Raw genomic sequence first — 22,091 nt, 5'->3', positions numbered from 1 at the left:
CAATTCATACTTTCATTATATGTTTTCTAGCTTTCGCCATCGGCAATCGATTTCAAATGCCGAAGGTCGCGAACAAGTAATGACTGTCTGCCACCTTCCACCCAGCCTTTCGCCTGCCACTGGCTAATGATGCGCGAAACTGTATGCAGGGTTGTCCCGGTCAATTCAGCGATATCCTGCCTTGAAACCGGAAAATCGATACGTACACCGCCGCTTTCTTTTACCCCTGCTTCACGGACAAGTCTCAGCACCGCATGTGCCACACGCGGTTCGACTTCCTGTGTTGATATCTCTCTGATGCGATTGTGTGCGGCATCCAACCTGCGCCCGATCATCTGCATCGTATTGACCGCAAGTGCGGGACTGCGCGCCATGAAATCAGTCATCATCTCCATCGGCCAGGCAAGTACTGCGCTATCGACAGCAGCCAGAGGCGTACCCGGATAGTCCTTGCGTCCAAGCGCCACCGCAAAACCGAAAAGTTCTCCGGGATTGACCACCCGCACTATAATCTGCTGCCCGTCGACGGTGACTTGCATAACTTTCAATCGTCCGCTCAACAACACAAAGAAATGGCGCGCATCGTCACCTTGATTGAAGACAGCAGTACCTTTGGACACAACGCGCTGTGTAGCCTGTCCAAGAAACTGGTCAAAACTCGCATCATCCATACCGGCGAAGACCGACAGCGAACGGATATGCGTTTTATCAAAGGGGAATGCCATTACATCCTCATTGCCAAGCCGCCTTCCGGCAAAAAAATGGCGTCAATATCAGCGAACTGGCTGGCATCGCTATCAGACCGGACCTGGAATGAAAACACTAATCGCGCTTCCTGAAGGCCGATGCATCAATAGCAAGCTTTTGCAGGCGGGCGTAGAGGCTTCGGCGCGGCAATTGCAACAACGCCGAGGCCGCTCCAACATCCCCGTTGCAACGATCCAGCGTTGCGCGAATGACACCGTCTTCAAAACGATCCATCTGTTCCGACAGAGAAAACGGGCTTGTCTCTGTGATCTGGTCGTGACGTAGGCCCAATACCATTTGCTTTGCATAATTGCGCAATTCGCGGACATTTCCCGACCATTCGTCGGAATTCAGTCGCGCTTCCATTACAGCGTCGATTGCAGGTCGCGTTTGGCCGAATTGGGCTGCTGCTTCATCAAGGAAATAGGAGAAAAGTAGACCTATATCCTGTCGCCGCTCGCGCAGAGGCGGAACACGTAACCTGACGGTTTCAAGGCGATAAAACAAATCGGAACGAAAGCGGCCGCTTGCCACAGCTTCCTCCAGATTGCCTTTCGCAGCCGCAATGATCCTTAGATTGACCGCACGGGGCTCTCCAGTAGGTGAAGGTAACTCACGCTCTTCAACAACACGTAGCAGCTTGCCCTGAACGGACGGCGACATGCTGTCAATTTCATCGAGAAATAATGTACCGCGATCCGCGTCAGCTATTCTTCCACGTTGAATGCGACTGCCGAAAAGAACCTCGTCAGCGATAGCATCCGGCAAGGCGGCACAATCAATGGCAACAAAACTGCGGGCATGACGTGCGCTCCAGCGGTGCAGGAGGCGAGCCACCAATTCTTTTCCGGTCCCGGTTTCGCCTTCTATCAACACATCGACATCGACACTGGCAAGCTGGCGGATCGTGTCACGCAGCCGTACCATCACCGGAGTTTCACCAAGTAGAGGATAATCCTGCTCGGCATCTGCCGCAGCACGACGAAGACGGCGATTTTCCAGTACCAGCCGACGCATTTCCAGTGCACGACGCACGCTCGATATCAGGTGATCGGCCGCGAATGGTTTGGCTATGAAGTCAAACGCTCCCTTTTTGAGAGAAGCGACAGCCATTCCGATATCACCATGTCCGGTCATCAAAATAACCGGCAACTCCGGATCACGCGCCAACAATGCTTCCATCACCGCATGTCCATCGACCCGCGGCATGCGGATATCGGTCACAACAATGCCGGGATAATCGGGCGTCAAACTGCTCAAAGCGGACTGACCATCACCATGGGCTTCAATATCGAGACCTGCGATCTCGAATGAATCGGCCAAGGCCGTACGAAATGCTGCATCGTCATCGACCAGCATCACCCGCAAAGGCTCAATTTCCATTGCACTTTGCCCTCTTCAAAGTTGCCGCAAAAGCTGCACCGCCAAGCTGCGATGGAACGACACACAACGTTCCTTCCAGTTCTGCCATGAGGTCTCTTGCGATGCCGAGACCCAGACCGAGACCGTCCGCCTTTCCCGTCACGAATGGGCTGAAAATCTCATCGGCCAATTGGGGATCAATGCCAGGTCCGTTATCGTCCACGACAAGAGAAATCTGGTCACCCTCATCGCGGACGTTGAACGAAACACGGGGATTCTCGCTGTTCACGACCGCATCCAATGCGTTCTGCAGCAAATTCACCAGCACCTGCTCCGATCTAACGCGGCAGGCAAGTATCATTACGTCAGAACGCTCCGGTATATCCAGTTGAACCTTGGCATTGCGGAAACGGTCTCCCATCAGCAACATCGTGCCATCCACCAGTTCATTTAGCGGCAGCGAGCGAATGACACCGCTGCGACGGCGCGCAAACCGGCGCATTTCCTGTGTGATAGAGCCTATTCGCGCCGTCAGTTCCACGGATGTATCCAGGTTACTGGCGACCTTATCAAGCTTGCCGTTTGCAAGATGATGCTGTGCGTTTTCGGCGAGTGTCCGAATAGTCGCGACGGGTTGGTTAATTTCATGCACCAGCCCTGCGGTAATAGATCCGAGGGAGGCGAGCCTGTTCGCCTGGGCAAGCTCTTCCCGCGCATCGCGAAAGCGTTTGTCAGCCAGTTCCCGCTCCGCCATTTCTGCGCTCAATGCTGCCGTGCGCTCTTTAACTGCAGCCTCAAGCTCGGCACGATAGGCTGCCGCACGCGCTGCGCGGCTCACTCGCCAGTAGGCGGCACCTGCAACCACGACGAAGACTAGCATGGCCGCCACCGTAATCAGCCGCGCAAGGTCGTTGGCAGCGCGCAAGGCTCGCCCCGTAGGTTCGATATGAACCAGTTTCAGAGAGGTTTCGGCAATCGGCTCATCGACAGCAACTGAATATTGCCCGGAAGGCTCGATCATCATCGCGTCCGGCGCAAAGCGATAATTGCTCGGTTTCATATCCGCCGCATTGAACTGCCCGCTCTCGATAATCTTGGAGCGTTCTGTAGTTGATATTGGCTGAAAGGAGCGAAGGTCTTCGGCCTTATCGGTGGAGGCCAGTATGATCCCTCGAGGATCAACGACGAAGGTCTGGCCGGGGTCGTTTGCCCAGGTTTGCACCAGCCTGTGGAATTCAAACTTGATCACGACCACACCGACCGGGTCAGTCTGATCACCGATGCGCCGCGCCAGAAAAAGGCCGAAGCGACCACTCAAATCACCTATGGCATAATACTCTGCCGAACCTGCCGCCATCGCGCCCTTGAAGTAAGGCCGGAAATCGTAATTGCGTCCGACAAAGCTCTCCGGCGTATTGGCATTAGATGACGCGATAACCGTACCATCACGAGCGATCACATAGATGATTGGCGAACCGATCTGATGTGCAAGAAGTTCAAGCTTTTGGTTCAAACGAGCGGTCGCGTCCTTCGAACCACCCGCGAGCACATCGCGCAGATCGCTATATTCCTTCAACACCACTGGCAATAACCGGAACTTTGCCAGTTCGCTGTCGATGAGGCGGGTTTGCTGACGCGCTATCAACGTCGCATCCTGACGGAGACCATCCAACGCCCCGCTTTCGGCCCACAGCCGGGCGGAAAACCACACACCGATTGCCAGCAAGGAAGCGAGGGCAACCAACAGGAGTTTTGCAATCTTCGACGGCGCCTTCATTTGTGCTGATTTATGCAAAATCACGCAAAGAGTCACGCAGAATCTTGCACAATACCGGCACGGGAGTATGTCGAAATCTACAGAAAATCTTTTTATTTCAATATTTTAATCTTTTTAACCCAGCTCTCTGGCGATCAATGTTGCACTACCGCATGTTAGCGCCACTTCGAAAAAGGGAGTTTCGAAGAGAGGAGTTTACCCGTGAACCACATCAATATAGCCCCCTGCATCGCACCCAATTCCGGGACCGCTCTCATCGACCGGATCACTGATATTGCGTGCTCGAAGCTGAAGCGGAGCACGGACTGAGATTATTCACCAGCGCCAAACAGGCCTTTTCTCACTCATCCAAACGGAAGTGCAGAGAGACGCGTTGAAGGCAACGGAAAAACACCCCGAAACCGTTTCGCCGATCCGGTGCCACAACAAGGGGTGAAATTCAAAAATCGAGAGATTTGAAGGAGCAACCCATGGTCTCAATCACTAACGAACGGAGTGAAGTGCAAAGCACCAATAGCCGCCTGAAATCCATTATCGGTGGCTCGACCGGCAATCTGGTCGAATGGTTCGACTGGTACGTTTACGCAGCATTTGCGCTTTACTTTGCACCGCACTTCTTCCCGTCCGAAAGCCAGACCGCGCAGCTTATGAGTGCCGCCGCAGTCTTTGCCGTGGGCTTTATCATGCGCCCCATCGGCGCATGGATCATGGGGGTTTATGCCGACCGCAAGGGTCGCAAGGCAGGCCTTGCGCTGTCCGTGACGCTGATGTGTGCAGGTTCGCTCATCATCGCACTGACGCCGGATTACCAAACCATCGGCCTTGCAGCCCCGGCCCTTCTCGTACTCGCACGTTTGATGCAAGGCCTGTCGGTTGGCGGTGAATATGGTGCCAGCGCCACCTATCTGTCGGAAATGGCAGGCAAAGACCGTCGCGGCTTCTTCTCCTCGTTCCAGTATGTCACGCTCATTTCTGGGCAGCTTCTCGCAATTCTGCTTCTGATCGTGCTTCAGTCGACCATGGAAACCCCTGCGCTGGAATCCTGGGGCTGGCGTATTCCGTTCTTCATCGGCGCCTTGCTTGCAGTAGTCGTATTCTGGCTGCGTCGCGGCCTTGCAGAAACCGAGAGCTTCAAGAATGCGAAGGCTAAGAACGCTCCGAAATCCGGCTTCTGGACGCTTATAAAGCATCATCCGAAGGAAACCGCTCTCGTCATGCTTCTGACTGCTGGCGGTACGCTCGCATTCTACGCGTACTCGATCTACATGCAGAAGTTTCTTGTAAACACGTCTGGCTTCAGCCGCGAAGTGGCAAGTCAGATCAACGCGGTGACGCTGTTCGTCTTCATGTGCCTGCAGCCAATCGCTGGTGCTTTGTCGGACAAGATCGGCCGCAAGCCATTGATGATCGCTTTCGGTGCCGCAGGTGTTCTTTTCACCTATCCGATCTTCACGACGCTGGAACAGACCCGCGATCCGATCACGGCCGGTCTACTGGTCATGGGCGCGCTCATCATCGTCACCGGCTACACCTCCATTAATGCTGTAGTGAAGGCGGAGCTTTTCCCGGCGCATATCCGTGCACTCGGCGTAGCGCTGCCCTACGCACTAGCCAACACTCTCTTCGGTGGTACTGCCGAGTATGTTGCATTGAGCTTCAAGAATGGCGGATGGGAACGTGGCTTCTACTGGTACGTCACCATCATGATCGGCATTTCCCTGATCGTTTATCTGCGTATGCGGGATACGAGCAAGGACAGCATGATCAAGGAAGACTGACATCGCCTCCCAAGCGACAAGATGCCGGGCTTAGGCCCGGCATCTTTTATTCCTCTTGCTGTACAGTCCGAAACTGCCCTGGGCTTTGCCCCATCCATTTATGAAATGCGCGATAGAAGGCGCTCGGCTCACTGTAGCCAAGTTCGGCAGCCACCTCCGCTACACTTAGCTTGTTTTCCTGCAAAAGCCTTTCGGCTAACACGAAACGTAACTCGTCCTTGATACTCCCGAAATTCTGCCCCTCCCCGCGCAGCCTGCGCCGCAAGGTCGGCCCGGACATGCCAAGCCCCTTCGCCAGCCCTTCAAAAGATGGCCAGTCTGTGATTGGCAAAGCATTCAGTTGTGCGCGTACTCTCGCGGAAAGATCATTATCATGACGATAGCGGATCAGAATATTGGCCGGAGCCTCGCGTAAAAAACTCTCCAGCGCCACATCGCTGCGGATGATCGGCAGCGATAGATAGGATGAAGAAAAAACAAGCCGCGTCACTGGTTGGTCGAAGAGAACCGGCGCTCCGAAGAACTTGTGATAATCCTGACGATGGACCGGCGCTGGACAAGCAAAGTCGAGTGTGCGCAACGGAATACGCCGCCCGATCAACCAACAGACCACCCCCATCAGGATTAGCCAATAGGCACGATAGGCGAAGGCCGGTCTCGGAGGTCCGGCATCGGTCAGAACGACATGGGCCATCCCATCGCGGATACGCAATTCGCCTTGCGGATCGTCCAGCACCACGTTGAGAAATTGCAAGGCCCGTCGCAAAGCGCGTTCCAGCGTACCCGCGTGCAGCACAGCATGACAAAGCAGATTAAAGCTGCCCGGGCGCATCGGCCTTGCCGCAAGTCCGAAGAATTCGTCGTCAATCGTTTCAGCGATCAGCCACCACAAACGACCATATTCTATATTGGTGACGGGCTCCGTCACTGCTCTAGGCAGGCCAATCTTCGCCATCAGAGGAGCCGTATCTATCCCCCGGATACGCACACTTTCGAGCGCATCCTCGACAAAGCCCGGTGCAATATTATGGCGTTCCATGGCTTCTCCATATTGCAAAATCGATCACACATTAATGCATCTAATGTCATTGTTTGCAATGCATGACGCGTTAACCTTCAAGTGTGGTTGGCCACGAGGAGGTGGCGGTCAGGGAGGTTATACTGGATGACTGAAACGTCCGTTTCAGCGCGGCTGGCGCGTTATGATGATGCCGTTGCGCAATTTCGCATCGAAGATGCCATTGCAAAGCTTCACGGCAATCCTGAAACCGGCATCAATGCCTGTGTTGAATGCTGCGACCGGCACACTGGCGATAATCGCGTAGCCCTCCGCGCAATTGCAACCAATGGCGAACTTTCCGAATTCACTTTCGAGAACCTGCGGGATATGGCCGCTCGCGTCGGCAATGTACTGAAAGATGCAGGTGTCGGTGCTGGCGACGTAGTCGCAGGCCTGTTGCCTCGCACGCCGGAACTCATTGCAACCATTCTCGGCGCATGGCGTATCGGCGCTATTTATCAGCCGCTTTTCACCGCCTTTGGCCCGAAAGCAATCGAACATCGCCTGAAAACCAGTGGTGCAAAACTGGTGGTTACCAACACAGCCAACCGCTCCAAGCTCGCTGAAATTGAAGCCTGCCCCAAAGTAGCAATCGTGCTGACACCCGGCGAAGACCTGCCAGCTGATGACATCAATTTTCGTGCTGTAACGGCTTCCGCTTCGGTCGATTGCGCGCCTGTACTTCGCAAAAGTAGCGATCTGTTCATGATGATGTCGACCTCCGGCACGGCGGGTCTACCGAAAGGCGTACCGGTTCCGCTTTATGCGCTGATGGCATTCGGCGCCTATATGCGCGAAGCCATCGGTCTGCGTTCTGACGACATTTTCTGGAATATTGCCGATCCAGGCTGGGCTTATGGTCTTTATTACGCCGTTACAGGTCCGTTGCAGCTTGGCATGGCAACTACGCTTTACGAAGGTGGTTTCACCGCTGAAAGCACCTACGACATCATCGAACGCCTTGGTGTCACCAGCCTCGCCGGTTCGCCGACTGCTTTCCGTCTGCTGATGGCTGAGGGACCGGAAGCTGCGAAACGTATCAAGGGTCGCCTGCGTGTAGTCTCCAGTGCCGGAGAGCCGCTTAATCCGGAAGTCATTCGCTGGTTCGACGCATATCTTGGTACACCAATCTACGATCACTACGGCCAGACCGAACTCGGCATGGTCGTGAATAATCATCACGGCCTTGAACATTCCGTTCGGCATGGTTCGGCTGGTTATGCAATGCCCGGCTATCGTGTCGCGGTTCTGGATGAAGAGAGCAATGAACTTGGCCCTAACCAGCCCGGTATTCTCGCTGTCGATATAGCACAATCGCCGCTTCTCTGGTTTTCCGGCTATTACAAGCAGGAAACTCCAGCCATTGCGGGCGGTTACTATCGCACCGGAGACACCGTGGAGTTCGAGCCGGATGGTTCGATCAGCTTCATTGGTCGCGCTGACGACGTTGTAACATCATCTGGTTATCGCATCGGACCATTCGACGTCGAAAGTGCCCTTCTTGAGCACGCAGCCGTCAACGAAGCGGCGGTTGTCGGCGTACCGGACCCGCAGCGAACGGAAATTGTGAAGGCATTCGTTATCCTTGCGTCCGGTTTCGAAGGTACGCAGGAACTGAAGGATGAGCTGGCACTGCACGTGAAGAAGCGGCTCTCCGCCCATTCCTACCCGCGTGAAATTGACTTCCTGAGCGAACTTCCCAAGACGCCAAGTGGAAAAATCCAGCGTTTCCTCCTTCGCAAGGCGGAAATCGACAAACAGCAACAGACGAAGGCCTGAGGACAAGCATATGCAGATTAAAGATCGGGTATTCCTTATTACCGGTGCAAGCTCTGGCCTCGGTGCTGCGGTTGCTAAAATGGCCGTTGATGCAGGTGGGAAAGTCATGCTTCTCGATGTGAATGCTGAAGCCGGTGAAGCACAGGCCAAGGCACTTGGCGCGATGGCAAAATTTCATCGCACCGACGTCACCAGCGATGCGGACGGCAGGGCTTCCATCGCCGCTGCCCTGGAGGCTTTCGGGCGCGTCGACGCACTCGTCAACTGTGCCGGTGTGGCACCGGGTGAAAAGGTTCTTGGACGTGATGGCGCGCATAGGCTGGAAAGCTTCGCGCGCGCAATTTCGATCAATCTCATTGGCACATTCAATATGCTGCGCCTCGCTGCCGAAGCCATGGCAAAGAACGAGCCCAGCGAGGGTGGAGAACGAGGCGTCATCATCAATACGGCGTCCGTTGCAGCCTTCGACGGCCAGATCGGCCAAGCGGCCTATTCAGCTTCCAAGGGCGGCGTTGCTGCCATGACATTACCAGTGGCCCGCGAACTTGCGCGTCACGGCATCCGCGTCATGACCATCGCGCCCGGAATATTCGCCACACCTATGATGGCTGGTATGCCGCAGGAAGTGCAGGATGCCCTCGGCGCTTCCGTGCCATTCCCGCCCCGCCTCGGTCGACCGGACGAATATGCGGCTCTTGCCCGCCACATCGTGGAAAACCAGATGCTCAACGGTGAAGTCATCCGTTTGGATGGCGCACTTCGCATGGCAGCGAAATAAAGCAATTCCAGGAAAAGTGGAAACCGGTTTTCCGTCCGGAACTGCGTACAGAAAGAACCAACGAGGAACAATCATGTCCAACAGCGATTCTATTGTCATTGTCGGTGCTTCCCGTACTCCTATGGGCGGCTTTCAAGGCGATTTCGCCAATGCTCAAGCCACAGATCTCGGTGCTGCCGCCATTCGCGGCGCACTTGCAGGCGCTGGCCTTGCGCCGGAAGCGGTAGAGGATGTCTATATGGGCTGCGTCCTGCCTGCTGGTCAGGGACAGGCTCCGGCGCGTCAGGCTTCGATCAAGGCCGGGATACCTGTTTCCACTGGCGCAACGACGGTCAACAAGATGTGCGGTTCGGGCATGAAGGCAACCATGCTGGCGCATGATCTGCTGCTGGCGGGTTCTGCCGATGTCATTGTTTCCGGCGGCATGGAGAGCATGACAAACTCCCCCTATCTGCTGCCTAAGGCACGTGGCGGCTATCGTATGGGGCACGGACAGATTATCGATCATATGTTCATCGATGGTCTCGAAGACGCCTACGACAAAGGCCGCCTCATGGGCACCTTTGCCGAAGACTGCGCGGAAGCTTATCAGTTCACGCGGGAAGCTCAGGATGAGTTCGCCATTGCCTCGCTGACACGCGCCCAGAATGCCATCAAGAATGGTCTTTTCGCCGCCGAAATTACGCCCGTTACCGTGAAGGCCGGACGTAGCGAAGTTGACATTTCCATCGATGAGCAGCCCGGTAAGGCGAAACTGGACAAAATTCCGACCCTTCGCCCGGCTTTTCGTGACGGCGGCACCGTGACGGCTGCCAACTCCTCCTCGATTTCGGACGGTGCAGCAGCCCTCGTTCTCATGCGTGCTTCCGAAGCGGAAAAACGCGGCCTCACCCCGCGTGCGGTTCTGGTCGGCCATGCGACCCATGCCGACAAACCGAACCTCTACCCGACCGCGCCCATCGGCGCGATAAGCAAACTTTCGGCGAAAATCGGCTGGAACCTGAAAGATGTCGATCTCTTTGAGATCAATGAGGCTTTTGCGGTCGTAACCATGGCGGCGATGCGTGATCTCGATCTGCCGCATGATAAGGTCAATATTCATGGTGGCGCCTGCGCCCTTGGCCATCCTATCGGCGCGTCCGGCGCGCGTATTCTTGTCACCCTGCTTTCAGCCCTCGAAACCCATGGTCTGAAGCGCGGCGTTGCTGGCATCTGTCTGGGCGGTGGCGAAGCAACTGCCGTCGGCATTGAGAGGATCGTCTGATGCTCTTGAACGATACGCAGGAGCAGATTCGCGAAGCCGCCCGGCAGTTCGCACAGGAACGGCTCGCGCCGGGTGCTGCCGCACGCGACAGAGAGCATTCTTTCCCGGGCGCAGAGCTTGCCGAAATGGGCGAGCTTGGCTTTATGGGAATGCTGGTACCGGAAGAATGGGGCGGTTCCGATCTGGGAGCGGTTGCTTACGCTCTGGCGCTGGAAGAAATTGCTGCAGGCGATGGGGCATGTTCGACCATTGTTTCGGTCCACTCGTCTGTCGGCTGCGTTCCGATCCTGCGTTTCGGTACCGAAGAGCAGAAACAGCGTTTCCTGCCCAAGATGGCTTCCGGTGAATGGATTGGCGGGTTCGCATTGACCGAACCACAGGCCGGTTCGGATGCGTCTGCGCTCAAAACCCGCGCACGCCGCGACGGCGATCATTACGTGATCGACGGTTCCAAGCAGTTCATCACGTCGGGCAAGAATGGCAGCGTGGTGATCGTGTTCGCTGTTACCGATCCATCGGCAGGCAAAAAAGGCATTTCGGCGTTCATTGTGCCGACCGATACTCCGGGCTACGAAGTTGTTTCCGTGGAACACAAGCTCGGCCAGCATTCATCGGATACCTGTGCGCTCGCTTTCACCGATATGCGCATTCCAGTAGAAAACCGACTAGGCGATGAGGGCCAGGGCTACAAAATCGCGCTTGCCAATCTGGAGGGCGGGCGCATCGGCATTGCTGCTCAATCAGTCGGCATGGCCCGCGCAGCATTCGAAGCTGCATGTGCTTACGCCAAAGAGCGCATCTCATTCGGCAAGCCAATTATCGAGCATCAGGCCGTCGCTTTCAGGCTTGCCGACATGGCAACGAAGATTGAGACAGCCCGTCAGATGGTTCTCCATGCAGCTGCGCTGCGGGAGGCAGGCAAACCGTGCCTGACTGAAGCATCAATGGCCAAACTTGTTGCCTCTGAAATGGCTGAACAGGTCAGCTCTGCCGCGATCCAGATTCATGGCGGTTACGGTTATCTGGCTGATTATCCAGTTGAGCGTATTTATCGCGATGTTCGCGTCTGCCAGATTTACGAAGGCACCAGCGACGTGCAGCGTCTTGTAATTGCGCGAGGAATGTGAAGGCCACTTGCGATAATGTTTGCAAGTCGTGGTGAAAATCGGCCAAAAGATCGCGTGCGGATACCAGGTATATCTGCACGCAAAATGTGAGGCCTGATGACTGTTCGCCCGATTGTAAACTATCCGGATAAACGGCTTCGCGTTGCAGCCGAGCCAGTCACCCTGTTCGACGGCGCTTTGCAGGAGCTAGGCACCGATCTTCTCGATACAATGCGCGCAGCACCGGGCATCGGTATAACCGCACCGCATATCGGCATATCAACACGTTTGGTGGTTTTAGAATTACCGACCGAACCAGGCCCAAAATTTTATGTAAATCCGGAAATCGTCTGGGCTTCAGAAGAAAAAATCCATCATCAGGAAGGCAGCGTCTCGATGCCGGGTGTTGTCGATGAGGTCGAGCGCCATGCCCGCATCACAATTCGATATCAGGATCTCAATGGCAACGAGCAAACCGAGAAATCGGAAGGCCTGCTCGCCGTTTGCCATCAGCACGAAATCGACCAGCTTGACGGTATTTTCTGGATTCAGCGCCTTTCGCGATTGCGCCGAGACCGCCTCATCAAGCGCTATGAGAAATCGCAGCGCCCGAGATAGTTGGCGCTGCGAAATGCACTCAATAAAGTAGACGGGCGCGGATAGTGCCGGGAATTTCGCGAATGGCCTGCAATACCGTTTCGCTGGCCTCACCGACGCCATCAGCTTCCATCACAAGATAACCCACTTCGCCATCGGTCTGCAGAAACTGGCTGGCGATGTTGATGTTATGCGTCGAGAAAACATTGACGAGGCTGTTGAGAATGCCGGGGCGATTTTCATGCACATGCATGAAGCGCGTGCCCGTGGGACGTGGCGGCAGCTGGACTTGCGGGAAGTTGACAGCGCCCAGCGTGGAGCCGACATCGGAATATTCGACCAGTTTTCGGGTGACTTCCAAACCGATACGTTCCTGCGCTTCTTCCGTCGATCCGCCGATGTGAGGCGTGAGAATGACGTTCTCCAGACCCTGAATCGGAGAAACGAACCTGTCATTGTTCGAGGCTGGTTCAACCGGGAACACGTCAATGGCAGCGCCTGCGAGGTGACCTTCCTGCAGAACCTTTGCCAGAGCTTCCAGATCAACAACCGTACCGCGTGCATTGTTGATGAGAAAGGCTCCCTTCTTCATCTTGCGCAGTTTCGCTTCGGTAATCAGCTTCGAAGTCGATTTATTCGACGGCACGTGCAGGCTGACAACGTCTGAAATCTTCAGCAGTTCGTCGAGGCTCGCAGCTGGTTTGACATTGCCATATTGCAGCTTGTCGGACGTATCGAAATAACGCACGGTCATGCCGAGGCTTTCAGCCAGATTACCGACTTGCGAACCGATATTGCCATAACCGATGATACCAAGCGTCTTGCCACGCACTTCACGGCTGCCGGTTGCCGTCTTGTCCCAACCGCCTGCATGTGCGGAGACGGAGCGTGGGAAAATCCGGCGCATCAGCATGATGATTTCGCCAATCACCAGTTCTGCTACCGAACGGGTATTCGAAAATGGTGCATTGAAGACCGGAATACCGCGCTTGCGTGCAGCTTTCAGCTCAACCTGATTAGTCCCAACCGAGAAGCAACCGACTGCGATCAGACGGTTAGCCGCAGCGAAAATCTCTTCAGTCAGTTGCGTCCGCGAACGAATGCCGACGATATGCGCTGACGAAATCGCTTCAATCAGATCGGCTTTATCCAGCGCCTTCGGCAGATGCGTGACATTGGTGTAACCGGAAGCTTTGAAGTAATCGACGGCTGTTTGATTGATGCCTTCCAGTAGAAGAACATTGATGCGGTCGCGTGCGAGTGAGAGACGTTCAGTCATTTTGGGGATTTCCAGGCTGTAACAGCAGATAGTCGGTTTACGACATGAATGAACGCAAAGCCGTCGTCAACAGGATGTATTGAAAGATTTTACCCCAATTGCAGATTCACGAAGAAAGTGAATGGAGCAGCGCCTTTTCAGAAACCCCGACGGGCCTATTTGATTACTATGGCAAATAACAAAGCTTCCATTTGGCTCACCTGCCAACCGAGCCAAAGATGTCCTTAAATGACAGCAACCGGAGGAATACCCCCGATGAGTGAAACTATCACCCTTGATACGCATGAAGCCATTCGGGACTGGGTGGCTGCTCGCAACGGAAACCCCGCATTTGTCAGCACATCCATAGATCCCGATGCAGCGCCGGTATTGCGAATTGTTTTCGAGCCGGAATTCGTTGCCGATGTCGAACGGCCCTTGGATGCAGGCGGACTTGAAGTCGTGGAATGGGAAGATTGGTTTCGCGTTTTCGACCAGGAAAAACTGGTCATGCTGGTAGCTCACTCGAAGCCAGGAAAACTTGATAATTTCTATCAAATCCTCCCGGCCTAATTGCTAATGAAATAATTACCTTTTGCCGGTCAGGGACTGGCTTCAAGCCAGTTTCCCTGATCGGCTATCAGTTCTTAAGCTTCTTGCCGATGGTTTCCGCGACCAGCGCCAGCGAAATGGCTCCCGCATCGGGATGACCGATGCTCTTTTCCGCCAATGGTCTCGCCCGACCGAGTTTCGGAGCAAGTGGTGCCGTCGCGTCGGCTGCGACCTTTGCAGTCTCTGCCGCTTTATTCCAAGCATCGGCCAGCGTCTTGCCAGAAGCAAATTCGCTTTCAAGCGTTTCAACAAAAGGAACAAACGCATCCACCAATGTCTTGTCGCCGGGCTTCGCCCGACCAAGGGTTGTCACTGAATCAAGCGCGCGCCTGCCACCGCGAACGACCGCACCATCATCAATGTTGCCATTGTCCGAAAGCTCCGCGCTCCATGAGCGCAGCAGAAGTCCCCATAGCGCTCCCGATGTTCCTCCGGCCCGGTCCGCCCAGGCGTCACCTGCAACAGCCAATACGCTTGCGGCCCCCGCCCCGGCCTTGACGGCCCGGTCAGCTGCATCTTTTGCAGCCGTAGAGCCACGTCGCATGCCTTGCCCATGATCGCCATCACCTGCGAAGGCATCGATACGACCCAATTCCTCTTCGGCCTCGACCAGCACATCAGCGACGGCGTGCAAAATACCCTGCATGCAAACGGCACCGGCACGCCCGGCCTCATCCGCCTGAGCAAAATCGGGCGCCACATCCTCGTTGGCAATGACATCGTATGCGGGCTCGACTGTGATCGCTTCGCCGCGACGCAGAACCGGAGTATCGCAAGCTGCCGTCCAATAGCGCTCGAGTTCGTCATCGAGCCAAAGAAGGGTCAGCGAACAGCCTTGCATGTCGAGACTGGTAACAAACTCACCAGCTTCCGGAGCTACAACGTCAAGACCAGCTTTTTCCAGCAACGACGCAATCGCTGTCCACAGGACAAACAGCTCTTCGTACTTGGTAGCACCAAGGCCGTTCAGGATAACACCAACTTTCTTCGTTCCTTTGGGACGCTCCGCCAGAAGCTTCTCCACCAGCAGGCTTGCCAGACCAGAGGCAGGCAAGATCGCCTCTTCCTTGATCCCCGGCTCGCCATGAATGCCGAGACCAAGCGCCATCTGGCCTTCCGGTACGGTAAAGAGCGGATGCGGAGCGCCAGGCAAGGTGCAGCCTTTGAAGGCAACGCCAAAAGACACGGTGTTGGCGTTCGCATGACGTGACAGCCGTTCGACTTCGTCCAGTGACAGACCGGCCTCAGCAGCAGCACCAGCAATCTTGAACACGACCAGATCACCAGCAATGCCTCGCCGCTTCTCGTGCATATCCGCCGGAGCGCTGGCCACATCGTCGGTTACAGGCACGATGCGGACGTCGATACCTTCGGCACGCAGTCGTTCAGCAGCAACGCCAAAATTGAGCACATCCCCGGCGTAATTGCCAAAGCCCAAGAGAATACCACCGCCCTTATGCGCCTGCCGACAGACACGCGCCACTGCCGCCGTGGAAGGCGAAGCAAATACGTCACCAGCAACGGCTGCATCCGCGAGGCCTGGCCCGACATATCCGGCAAATGCAGGGTAATGACCCGAGCCGCCTCCGACAACCACAGCGACTTTGCCTTGAGGGACCTTTGTGGAACGAACAACGCCGCCACGCACGTGACGAACATAGCGGTTATAGATACTGGCAAACCCGGCAAGAGCGGTCGAGGCAAACTCCTCCGGCGCGTCGAAAATCGTCGTCATTGAAACAGTCCTTGGTCTGGGTCATTAGCCGCGTGGCAGGATGCGGCGCAAGTAGTCACGATTTGTAGCCGAAACAGAAAGCCCGTCGCCACCATAATGTTCACATAAAAACGGGCTGGCAAATCCGTGATCCAGCGCCATTCTGATGGCTGCACGATAATTGATGATCCCGCTTTCGAGGGGAGCAGGATGTGTGACGATGACACCGGAGGCTGGATCTTCTGTACGGGTGTAGTTCTTGACGTGCCAGAATTTTGCGTAAGGCGCGACCTTCTCCATCATCTGCTGCCAATGCTCGACCGGACGGTGCAGACGAATGAGATTACCCAGATCGGCATTGATCCCTACATTATCGAGGCCGACTTCCTCGACAAAACGAACCGAACTGTCCGCAGTACCGAGATAAGTATCCTCATACATTTCAAGAGACAGCTCTATGCCAAGCTCCTCTGCGTGACGACCGAGTTCGCGAATTCGTTCAACAGCCTTGTTCCAGACAGCCGGATCGTCCGGGTTCTTCGCTCCGTCGACCGTCCAGAACCATAATGCCTGTTTCTGCACGTCTGTCAGCGGTTCAAAAAGCCCGAAGGAAACGCAACCGGCACCGATTTCCTTTGCCGTGTCGATAACCCTGTGCCCATAGGCCAAATATTCGTCGCCATGTTGTGCATCGATCACGTTGCGCCGTGAGGTCGAAATCGCAGGAATAGTAAAGCCGAGCGATTTGGTGACCGCCATAAATTCACCAAGACGGGCGGGTGACAAATCCGCCAGCCGCAACCAGCTGTCAGTCGGATCGAGTTCGGTAAACCCTGCATCCGCAACGTCGGACAAAGTACGAGCCCAATCTTCTGCCGACTGATCCTGCACGGAACTGCCATCCGGCAGCATATTGGGATACTGGATCATCGCGGCTGCAATTGGCCAGGTTTCGCGCGTCCATTTCGAAGTCGTCTGTTTCAACTTACATTCCCGTTCTTTTGCGTAATCCATCGACATCAGGCCACGTTGCCGTTACCGGAGGGAATTTCGGGTTTCCGGCTACGCAGTTTGCCAATGCCCCAGAAGATGGCGGGTGAAACAAGCAGGAAGACGCCGAGCGTCATCAGCGATGCAACCAGGCCATTCGACCAGAATATCGAAAGCTGACCGCTGGACATCATCATCGACTGACGGAATGCATCTTCTGCCTTGTCTCCGAGAACCATGGCTAGAACCAACGGTGCCAGCGGATAGTCGAGTTTCTTGAAGATATAGCCCAGCACGCCAAATGCGATCACCAGCCAGACGTCGGTTATCGAGTTGGCGACCTGATAAGCGCCGGAGAAAATGACCGCGACAATGATCGGCCCGATGATCGAGAACGGCACGCGCAGAATAGATGCGTAGAGCGGCACGGTCGCAATGACCAGAATAACGGCGACAATATTGCCGAGATACATGGATGCAATCAGACCCCAGACGAAATCCGGGCGATCCGTGAACAATGTCGGGCCGGGAGTGAGGCCCCAGATCATCAGGCCGCCCATCATCACAGCAGCGGTAGCCGAACCCGGAACACCAAGTGCCAGCATGGGGAGAAGCGCAGATGTACCGGCAGAATGGTCAGCGGTTTCCGGAGCCACGATACCGCGCGGGTCCCCCTTGCCGAACTTCGATTTATCGCGGGCAGAACGACGAGCCACGCCATAGCTCATAAAGGATGCAGCCGTTGGCCCGGCGGGCGTTATGCCCATCCAGATACCAATCAGCGTTGAACGAGCGAGCGTGAACCAGTAGCGCGGCATTTCAAGAAGCGTACGCCCAATCTCACCGAGACGCACCCGTGCCTTGATGCCATCAAAGCGTAACCCCTCCTCCGTCGTCAGCAACAGTTCGCCAATCCCGAACAGGCCCATCACTGCAATCAGAAAGGAAATACCCTTGATGAGTTCCGGTATTTCGAATGTCAGGCGCAAGTTGCCGGAGATCGTGTCCATGCCCACCGAAGCAAAAGCAAAACCGATCATCATGGAAACGAGTGTCTTGAAAGGTGATTGAGCGCCCATGGATATGAAGCTGGCAAAAGCCAGAAAATAGACAGCAAAATATTCCGGGGAAGAAAACCGCAGGGCGAAATTGGCGACCCAGCTGGAGAGCAGTGTAATCATCACTACGCCAGCCAGTGCTCCGATACCAGCCGAAACGAATGCCAGCGTCAGGGCGCGGCTCGCATGTCCAGCCTTCGCCATCGGATATCCATCGAAAGTGGTGGCAACGGACGAAGGCTCACCTGGAATATTGAATAGAATGGACGTAGTCGATCCACCGAACAATGCGCCCCAATACATACAGGAAAGCAGAATAATCGTGAGCGCAACGAATAGCCCACGTCTTTCGTGATTGACGGAATGGGTTTCCGGCTGGCAGTCAAAACTTTTGCTTTGCCCGCTTCGGCATAAAATAGGTTCGGATATTGACGAGTGCTTCAGCGACGTCAGCGGCATCCTGGCGGGTGGCTTTGCGTTTTGTCTCGCCGAGCTTGCGAATTGGCGCAATGATATCGCCGGTGACGGCATGACCGCGAAGAACCGGCTGCCAAAGTCTCGGCGCGTATCCTGTTGCCAGCAAAAAGCAGAGGTCCCAATCGAACGGATCAAAGGTTTGATCATCGATCCTGGTGAACCTGGGCCGGTAGTCTTTCGGGGTTTCAGAGAGGCTCCCCGAGATACGGTTATATTCCGCAACGATCGTCTGCACGGCCCGATGTTCGGTTGTTTCCATCGGCAGGTTCAGGGCGTCCGGGCCAGTCAGTTCCGGGATCCATTTGCGTGGGTCGATGAACTTTGGGCCAATGATCAGAGCCGTAAGATAACCATCGAGACCGCTCATTGACCAGATTGGCGATGCCGGACGGCGTCCCCTGATAAAGGCTTCGAACGCCGCGTCATCAAGCTTCGGTCGATCCGTCGTCCCCTGGCTGTTGTGCATCATGCCGCCCGTCGCTCCTGCTGCGTCATCGCTTCACGCTCAGCCTTCCAGGCCCACGGCAGGAGACTTTCCATTTCGTTGGCTTTCACTTTGCCGGAGATGATGCGCTCCAGCACATCGGCAAGCCAGACCTCGGGGTCCACACCATTCAGTTTACAGGTGTTGACGAGCGATGCGAGGACAGCGAAAGTCTTTCCACCCCGCTCGTTGCCCACGAACAGCGAATTCTTCCTCGTCAGGGCCACGGATTTCATTGAACGCTCGACCACATTGGAATCGATCTCGACCCGGCCATCATCAAGGCAGGCTGTCAACCCGCTCCAATGGTTGAGCGTGTAGCTGACGGCCTTGCCAAGCGCCGATTTCGCCGACACCTCGTCGCGCAGTTCGGTGAGGTGGACTTTCAGCTCTCTCATGACTGGAGCAGCCTCGCGACGTCTCACGACGAGCCGGGTATCGGCGCTTTCGCCGCGCAGTTTTGCTTCGATCCGATAGACTTCCGCAATCCTGGCAAGGATCGACAAAGCCTCCGAAGAACCCGTCAGCTTGACGACATCGACGAACTTGCGCCGCGCATGAGCAAGGCAGAAGGCCAGCCGCATGGGTGCGACATTGCTCTTGCCCCGACGTTTGACCATGGTTTTATAGGCTTGGTATCCATCGACTTGAAGCACGCCGGTAAACGACGACAATTGCCCCTCGATCTCGCGGGCGCTGCGGCTTTCGGCAAAGATATAGGCCACGGCCGGCGGTGCCGGACCATTCCAGGGACGGTCGTCAACCGCCTGCGCCCATAACTGGCAGACCTTGGTTCGTTTGCGCCCCGGCTCGAGCCGCGGCAACGGCGTCTCGTCACAGAACACTCTCGGCTGCGAGCGGATAAAGGCGGTAAGCGCGTCATAGAGAAGCTCCAGCCACCAGGCGACCCGCATCACCCAGGCGCCAAGCGTACCGCGATCGATGATGACACCGCAGGAGGCCAGCATTTGCGCCTGTCGATTGAGCGGGAGATGCCAGGCAAACTTCGAAACAGCGACATGCGCGGCAAACGCCGTGGTCACCATGCCACCGTCCATCACGCGCGCCGGTGCAGGTGCTTGCACGATGGCACTCTCACAGGCCCGGCATGCATAGCGCGGCCGGATCGTCCGTTTGACCCGGACAACAGCAGGTACGATGTCGAGCGCCTCGCTGACGTCCGTGCCGATGCAATGCAGTTCGAACGAACAGCAGGGGCAAATCTTGCTCTCCGGCTCAATGATCTCTTCATAGCGCGGAAGATGCTTGGGCAAGCGGCCGATATTGCGGGCAGACGATCGCCGTGCCTGTGTTTTGTCTTCACCGGCCGGTGCGGCATCGTCATTGGCTGCAACGGGAATATCGCTTAGATCGCCCAGGTCGAGCGTTGCCTGGGCTGGATCGATGATCGTCATCTTCTCCGATTTCGTCCCGAAGAGCTGGCGCTCAAGGAAGGCAATACGCGCTTTGAGATCGGCATTCTCTTCGTCGAGTAAGAGAATGATCCGGGTCAATTGCGCAGCATCCTGGGGCAAGGGATCGGGTCGAAGCAGCATGACCGACCCTATCATATTAGCCTGAATCTTCAAGCAAAACCAATAGGATCAGCCTACTTTTGAGGGTCGTCTCACCGCGTTTCGCTTGACCCGCGTCCAGTCAATGCCAGCTAGCAAAAGCGAGAACTCCTGGGCACTCATCTGCATCGCACCATCGCGGATCGGGGGCCAAACAAACTTTCCGCTCTCCAACCACTTTGTCGCCAGGATCATGCCTGACCCATCCCAGTAAATGCAGCGAAGTCGATCCAGACGCTTGGCGCGGAAAACGAACACGTCGCCACAATAGGGATCGGCCGCGAGCGCTGACGCCACCAAAGCCACAAGGCCATTCATGCCGCGCCGGAAGTCGACCGGTTGCGTAGCCACCATGATCTTCACGCCACTCGGCGAAACTCCGATCACCGGCGACCTCGCAAGGCCGCCACCATCGCTTGCGCCAGTTCAGGTGCTACCGGGCCGATAACCGTCATGCGCGCGCCAGCAATCTCGATCTCAATTCGACCCGCGGCAAAGTGGGCGACATCTGACGGCGAGCCTGGAGCCGGCGTTCGATCGCCAACTACCGTCACCGGCACGAACATCGCCTGCTGCGCACTGGACCTCGCAGATCGTTGAGAGGTCAGCCCAGCGTCCCGGCGCCAGACGTTCAGCAAGCCGCGATTGACGCCCCAGCGCCGGGCAACGGCCGAGATGTTAACATCAGGTTCCGCGCTTTCCGCAAGGATCCGCGCCTTCTCCTCGTCAGTCCAATTCCGCCGCTGCCGCCGGCCGGTAATCACCTCGATCCGACGATACTTTCCCTCATGCCTGGCTTCATCCATGTCTTCAAGCATGGCATCAGCGCGATCTCCAATCATCCCGGTCCGCTCCTATCAATGAAGGAGCTTATCTCGCGGCATCATTCACAAAAGAAAAGGTGGGATGTTCGTCGCGCTCACGAATAATCGCGGAGATAGGGTCCATCGTGAATGTCAGCGGCAAAAGCAGGGAAACGCCGTTAGGCGCACCCAATCCCGGCAGGACACCAACCAAAATTCCAAGCGTTACACCCAGCATCATCAGCAAAACATGATTGAAACTGAGTATGTGGGCGAAGCCATCCATCAGGAGACTGAAGTTTTCCATGTCTTTCCTCCCAAGACATCGGACTTTCCGGTATCAATAAATGCCGAAGAAAGCCTCCACCGGACCTTTAAGGAGCGGAACCTTGAAGCCGATTTCAAAAATGACGAAAAAGAAGAGGGAAACGGCAATACCGGCTGGCAATGAAGCCCACCATTTGTAGCGCCCCTGAAACATCATCGCTGCAGCGATATAGAGCGCGGTACCGACATATAGTCCGAGAACCGTCGATATGGCAGCGAAGGCAACCAGCGGCAAGGCGAAACCGAGAACAGGTTTCAACCGAGAGAGTTCAACGAATACTTCTCCACTACCACGATGTTTTACAAATGCCAGAACGACATTGACCGCGCTTCCGAACATGATCAGTAGCCCGATGTAGAACGGAAAGTAACCTGCATCCGGCCCCATTTCGGTCCAGCCTGTACCAGCCTGTAGTGAGCCATAACAGACCACCGCTCCCAACCCACCCGTCAAAAGAGCTACGCTCCCCTCGACGATGAAGCGGGAAATTCCGGCCTCGCCTTTGTCACTCATTGGATAAGCTCCTTCAATGAATGGTGCAGACG

19 protein-coding genes and 2 pseudogenes are annotated in these 22,091 nt (G+C 55.8%); 7 read left to right on the top strand and 14 right to left on the bottom strand.

Features of this window, described 5'->3' with window-relative positions; all coding sequences use genetic code 11:
• Positions 1-26: 26 nt before the first annotated feature.
• The 3 genes from MKS82_RS26620 to MKS82_RS26610 all read right to left on the bottom strand — a co-directional run bounded on the left by MKS82_RS26620 (position 27) and on the right by MKS82_RS26610 (position 3,886).
• Positions 27-725 carry a Crp/Fnr family transcriptional regulator gene (locus MKS82_RS26620; protein ID WP_109986908.1) on the bottom strand — a complete coding sequence of 233 codons (699 nt, stop codon included), beginning with the start codon at positions 723-725 and terminating at the stop codon, positions 27-29.
• Between the two features lie 97 nt (positions 726-822).
• The gene (locus tag MKS82_RS26615; protein ID WP_109986907.1) at positions 823-2,130 is read right to left on the bottom strand and encodes a sigma-54-dependent transcriptional regulator; all 1,308 of its coding nucleotides are present in this window, start codon (positions 2,128-2,130) and stop codon (positions 823-825) included.
• Positions 2,120-3,886 carry an ATP-binding protein gene (locus MKS82_RS26610; protein WP_240579478.1) on the bottom strand — a complete coding sequence of 589 codons (1,767 nt, stop codon included), beginning with the start codon at positions 3,884-3,886 and terminating at the stop codon, positions 2,120-2,122. The genes MKS82_RS26615 and MKS82_RS26610 overlap by 11 nt, the downstream gene beginning before the upstream one ends.
• A gap of 470 nt (positions 3,887-4,356) precedes the next feature.
• Here MKS82_RS26610 and MKS82_RS26605 point away from each other — a divergent pair, with 470 nt between their 5' ends.
• The gene (locus MKS82_RS26605; RefSeq protein ID WP_109986905.1) at positions 4,357-5,664 is read left to right on the top strand and encodes an MFS transporter; all 1,308 of its coding nucleotides are present in this window, start codon (positions 4,357-4,359) and stop codon (positions 5,662-5,664) included.
• Between the two features lie 46 nt (positions 5,665-5,710).
• On the opposite strand, the gene MKS82_RS26600 is transcribed toward MKS82_RS26605, so the two are convergent.
• The gene (locus MKS82_RS26600; protein WP_109986904.1) at positions 5,711-6,703 is read right to left on the bottom strand and encodes an AraC family transcriptional regulator; all 993 of its coding nucleotides are present in this window, start codon (positions 6,701-6,703) and stop codon (positions 5,711-5,713) included.
• 126 nt (positions 6,704-6,829) lie between these two features.
• Here MKS82_RS26600 and MKS82_RS26595 point away from each other — a divergent pair, with 126 nt between their 5' ends.
• From MKS82_RS26595 to MKS82_RS26575, 5 genes are all read left to right on the top strand, one after another.
• Positions 6,830-8,503, top strand: a complete 1,674-nt coding sequence (locus MKS82_RS26595) for an acyl-CoA synthetase (RefSeq protein WP_109986903.1) — start codon at positions 6,830-6,832, stop codon at positions 8,501-8,503.
• Positions 8,504-8,513: 10 nt separating this feature from the next.
• Positions 8,514-9,281 carry a 3-hydroxyacyl-CoA dehydrogenase gene (locus tag MKS82_RS26590; RefSeq protein WP_109986902.1) on the top strand — a complete coding sequence of 256 codons (768 nt, stop codon included), beginning with the start codon at positions 8,514-8,516 and terminating at the stop codon, positions 9,279-9,281.
• 73 nt (positions 9,282-9,354) lie between these two features.
• Complete coding sequence (locus MKS82_RS26585; RefSeq protein ID WP_109986901.1) at positions 9,355-10,545, top strand: acetyl-CoA C-acyltransferase; 1,191 nt, start codon at positions 9,355-9,357, stop codon at positions 10,543-10,545.
• Positions 10,545-11,672 (top strand): acyl-CoA dehydrogenase family protein, encoded by a 1,128-nt coding sequence (locus MKS82_RS26580; protein ID WP_109986900.1) that lies wholly within the window; start codon positions 10,545-10,547, stop codon positions 11,670-11,672. The genes MKS82_RS26585 and MKS82_RS26580 overlap by 1 nt, the downstream gene beginning before the upstream one ends.
• Positions 11,673-11,768: 96 nt before the next feature.
• Complete coding sequence (locus MKS82_RS26575) at positions 11,769-12,269, top strand: peptide deformylase (protein ID WP_109986899.1); 501 nt, start codon at positions 11,769-11,771, stop codon at positions 12,267-12,269.
• A gap of 19 nt (positions 12,270-12,288) precedes the next feature.
• On the opposite strand, the gene serA is transcribed toward MKS82_RS26575, so the two are convergent.
• On the bottom strand, positions 12,289-13,527 hold the full coding sequence (gene serA / locus MKS82_RS26570) for a phosphoglycerate dehydrogenase (RefSeq protein ID WP_109986898.1): 1,239 nt from the start codon (positions 13,525-13,527) through the stop codon (positions 12,289-12,291).
• A gap of 255 nt (positions 13,528-13,782) precedes the next feature.
• On the opposite strand from serA, the gene MKS82_RS26565 reads away from it, so the two are divergent.
• The gene (locus MKS82_RS26565) at positions 13,783-14,079 is read left to right on the top strand and encodes a hypothetical protein (protein WP_109986897.1); all 297 of its coding nucleotides are present in this window, start codon (positions 13,783-13,785) and stop codon (positions 14,077-14,079) included.
• A 67-nt stretch (positions 14,080-14,146) separates the two neighbouring features.
• On the opposite strand, the gene MKS82_RS26560 is transcribed toward MKS82_RS26565, so the two are convergent.
• From MKS82_RS26560 to MKS82_RS26520, 9 genes and pseudogenes are all read right to left on the bottom strand, one after another.
• The gene (locus MKS82_RS26560) at positions 14,147-15,853 is read right to left on the bottom strand and encodes a dihydroxyacetone kinase family protein (protein ID WP_240579477.1); all 1,707 of its coding nucleotides are present in this window, start codon (positions 15,851-15,853) and stop codon (positions 14,147-14,149) included.
• A gap of 24 nt (positions 15,854-15,877) precedes the next feature.
• Positions 15,878-16,852 carry a sugar phosphate isomerase/epimerase family protein gene (locus tag MKS82_RS26555; RefSeq protein ID WP_181394253.1) on the bottom strand — a complete coding sequence of 325 codons (975 nt, stop codon included), beginning with the start codon at positions 16,850-16,852 and terminating at the stop codon, positions 15,878-15,880.
• Positions 16,852-18,201 (bottom strand): annotated as a pseudogene (locus MKS82_RS26550) (tripartite tricarboxylate transporter permease); the annotation flags it as partial. The pseudogene MKS82_RS26550 and the gene MKS82_RS26555, both read right to left, overlap by 1 nt.
• Before the next feature lie 61 nt (positions 18,202-18,262).
• Positions 18,263-18,826, bottom strand: coding sequence for a UPF0149 family protein (locus tag MKS82_RS26545; protein ID WP_105528924.1), 564 nt, complete (start codon positions 18,824-18,826; stop codon positions 18,263-18,265).
• Positions 18,823-20,397 carry an IS66 family transposase gene (gene tnpC, locus MKS82_RS26540; RefSeq protein WP_151607717.1) on the bottom strand — a complete coding sequence of 525 codons (1,575 nt, stop codon included), beginning with the start codon at positions 20,395-20,397 and terminating at the stop codon, positions 18,823-18,825. Before tnpC ends, MKS82_RS26545 begins: the two co-directional genes overlap by 4 nt.
• A 48-nt stretch (positions 20,398-20,445) precedes the next feature.
• Positions 20,446-20,802 carry an IS66 family insertion sequence element accessory protein TnpB gene (tnpB, locus tag MKS82_RS26535; RefSeq protein ID WP_105528926.1) on the bottom strand — a complete coding sequence of 119 codons (357 nt, stop codon included), beginning with the start codon at positions 20,800-20,802 and terminating at the stop codon, positions 20,446-20,448.
• Positions 20,799-21,257, bottom strand: coding sequence for an IS66-like element accessory protein TnpA (gene tnpA, locus MKS82_RS26530; protein WP_168436537.1), 459 nt, complete (start codon positions 21,255-21,257; stop codon positions 20,799-20,801). Before tnpA ends, tnpB begins: the two co-directional genes overlap by 4 nt.
• Positions 21,258-21,339: 82 nt before the next feature.
• Positions 21,340-21,525: pseudogene (locus MKS82_RS26525) on the bottom strand (tripartite tricarboxylate transporter permease); the annotation flags it as partial.
• A 33-nt stretch (positions 21,526-21,558) separates the two neighbouring features.
• Positions 21,559-22,059, bottom strand: a complete 501-nt coding sequence (locus MKS82_RS26520) for a tripartite tricarboxylate transporter TctB family protein (RefSeq protein ID WP_029929903.1) — start codon at positions 22,057-22,059, stop codon at positions 21,559-21,561.
• Positions 22,060-22,091: the final 32 nt, after the last annotated feature.

It is taken from the genome of Ochrobactrum sp. A-1 (genome assembly GCF_022488005.1).
GTDB lineage: Bacteria > Pseudomonadota > Alphaproteobacteria > Rhizobiales > Rhizobiaceae > Brucella.
Note: the sequence above shows the minus strand (reverse complement) of the source record. Positions and strands in the feature narration are given on the sequence as shown.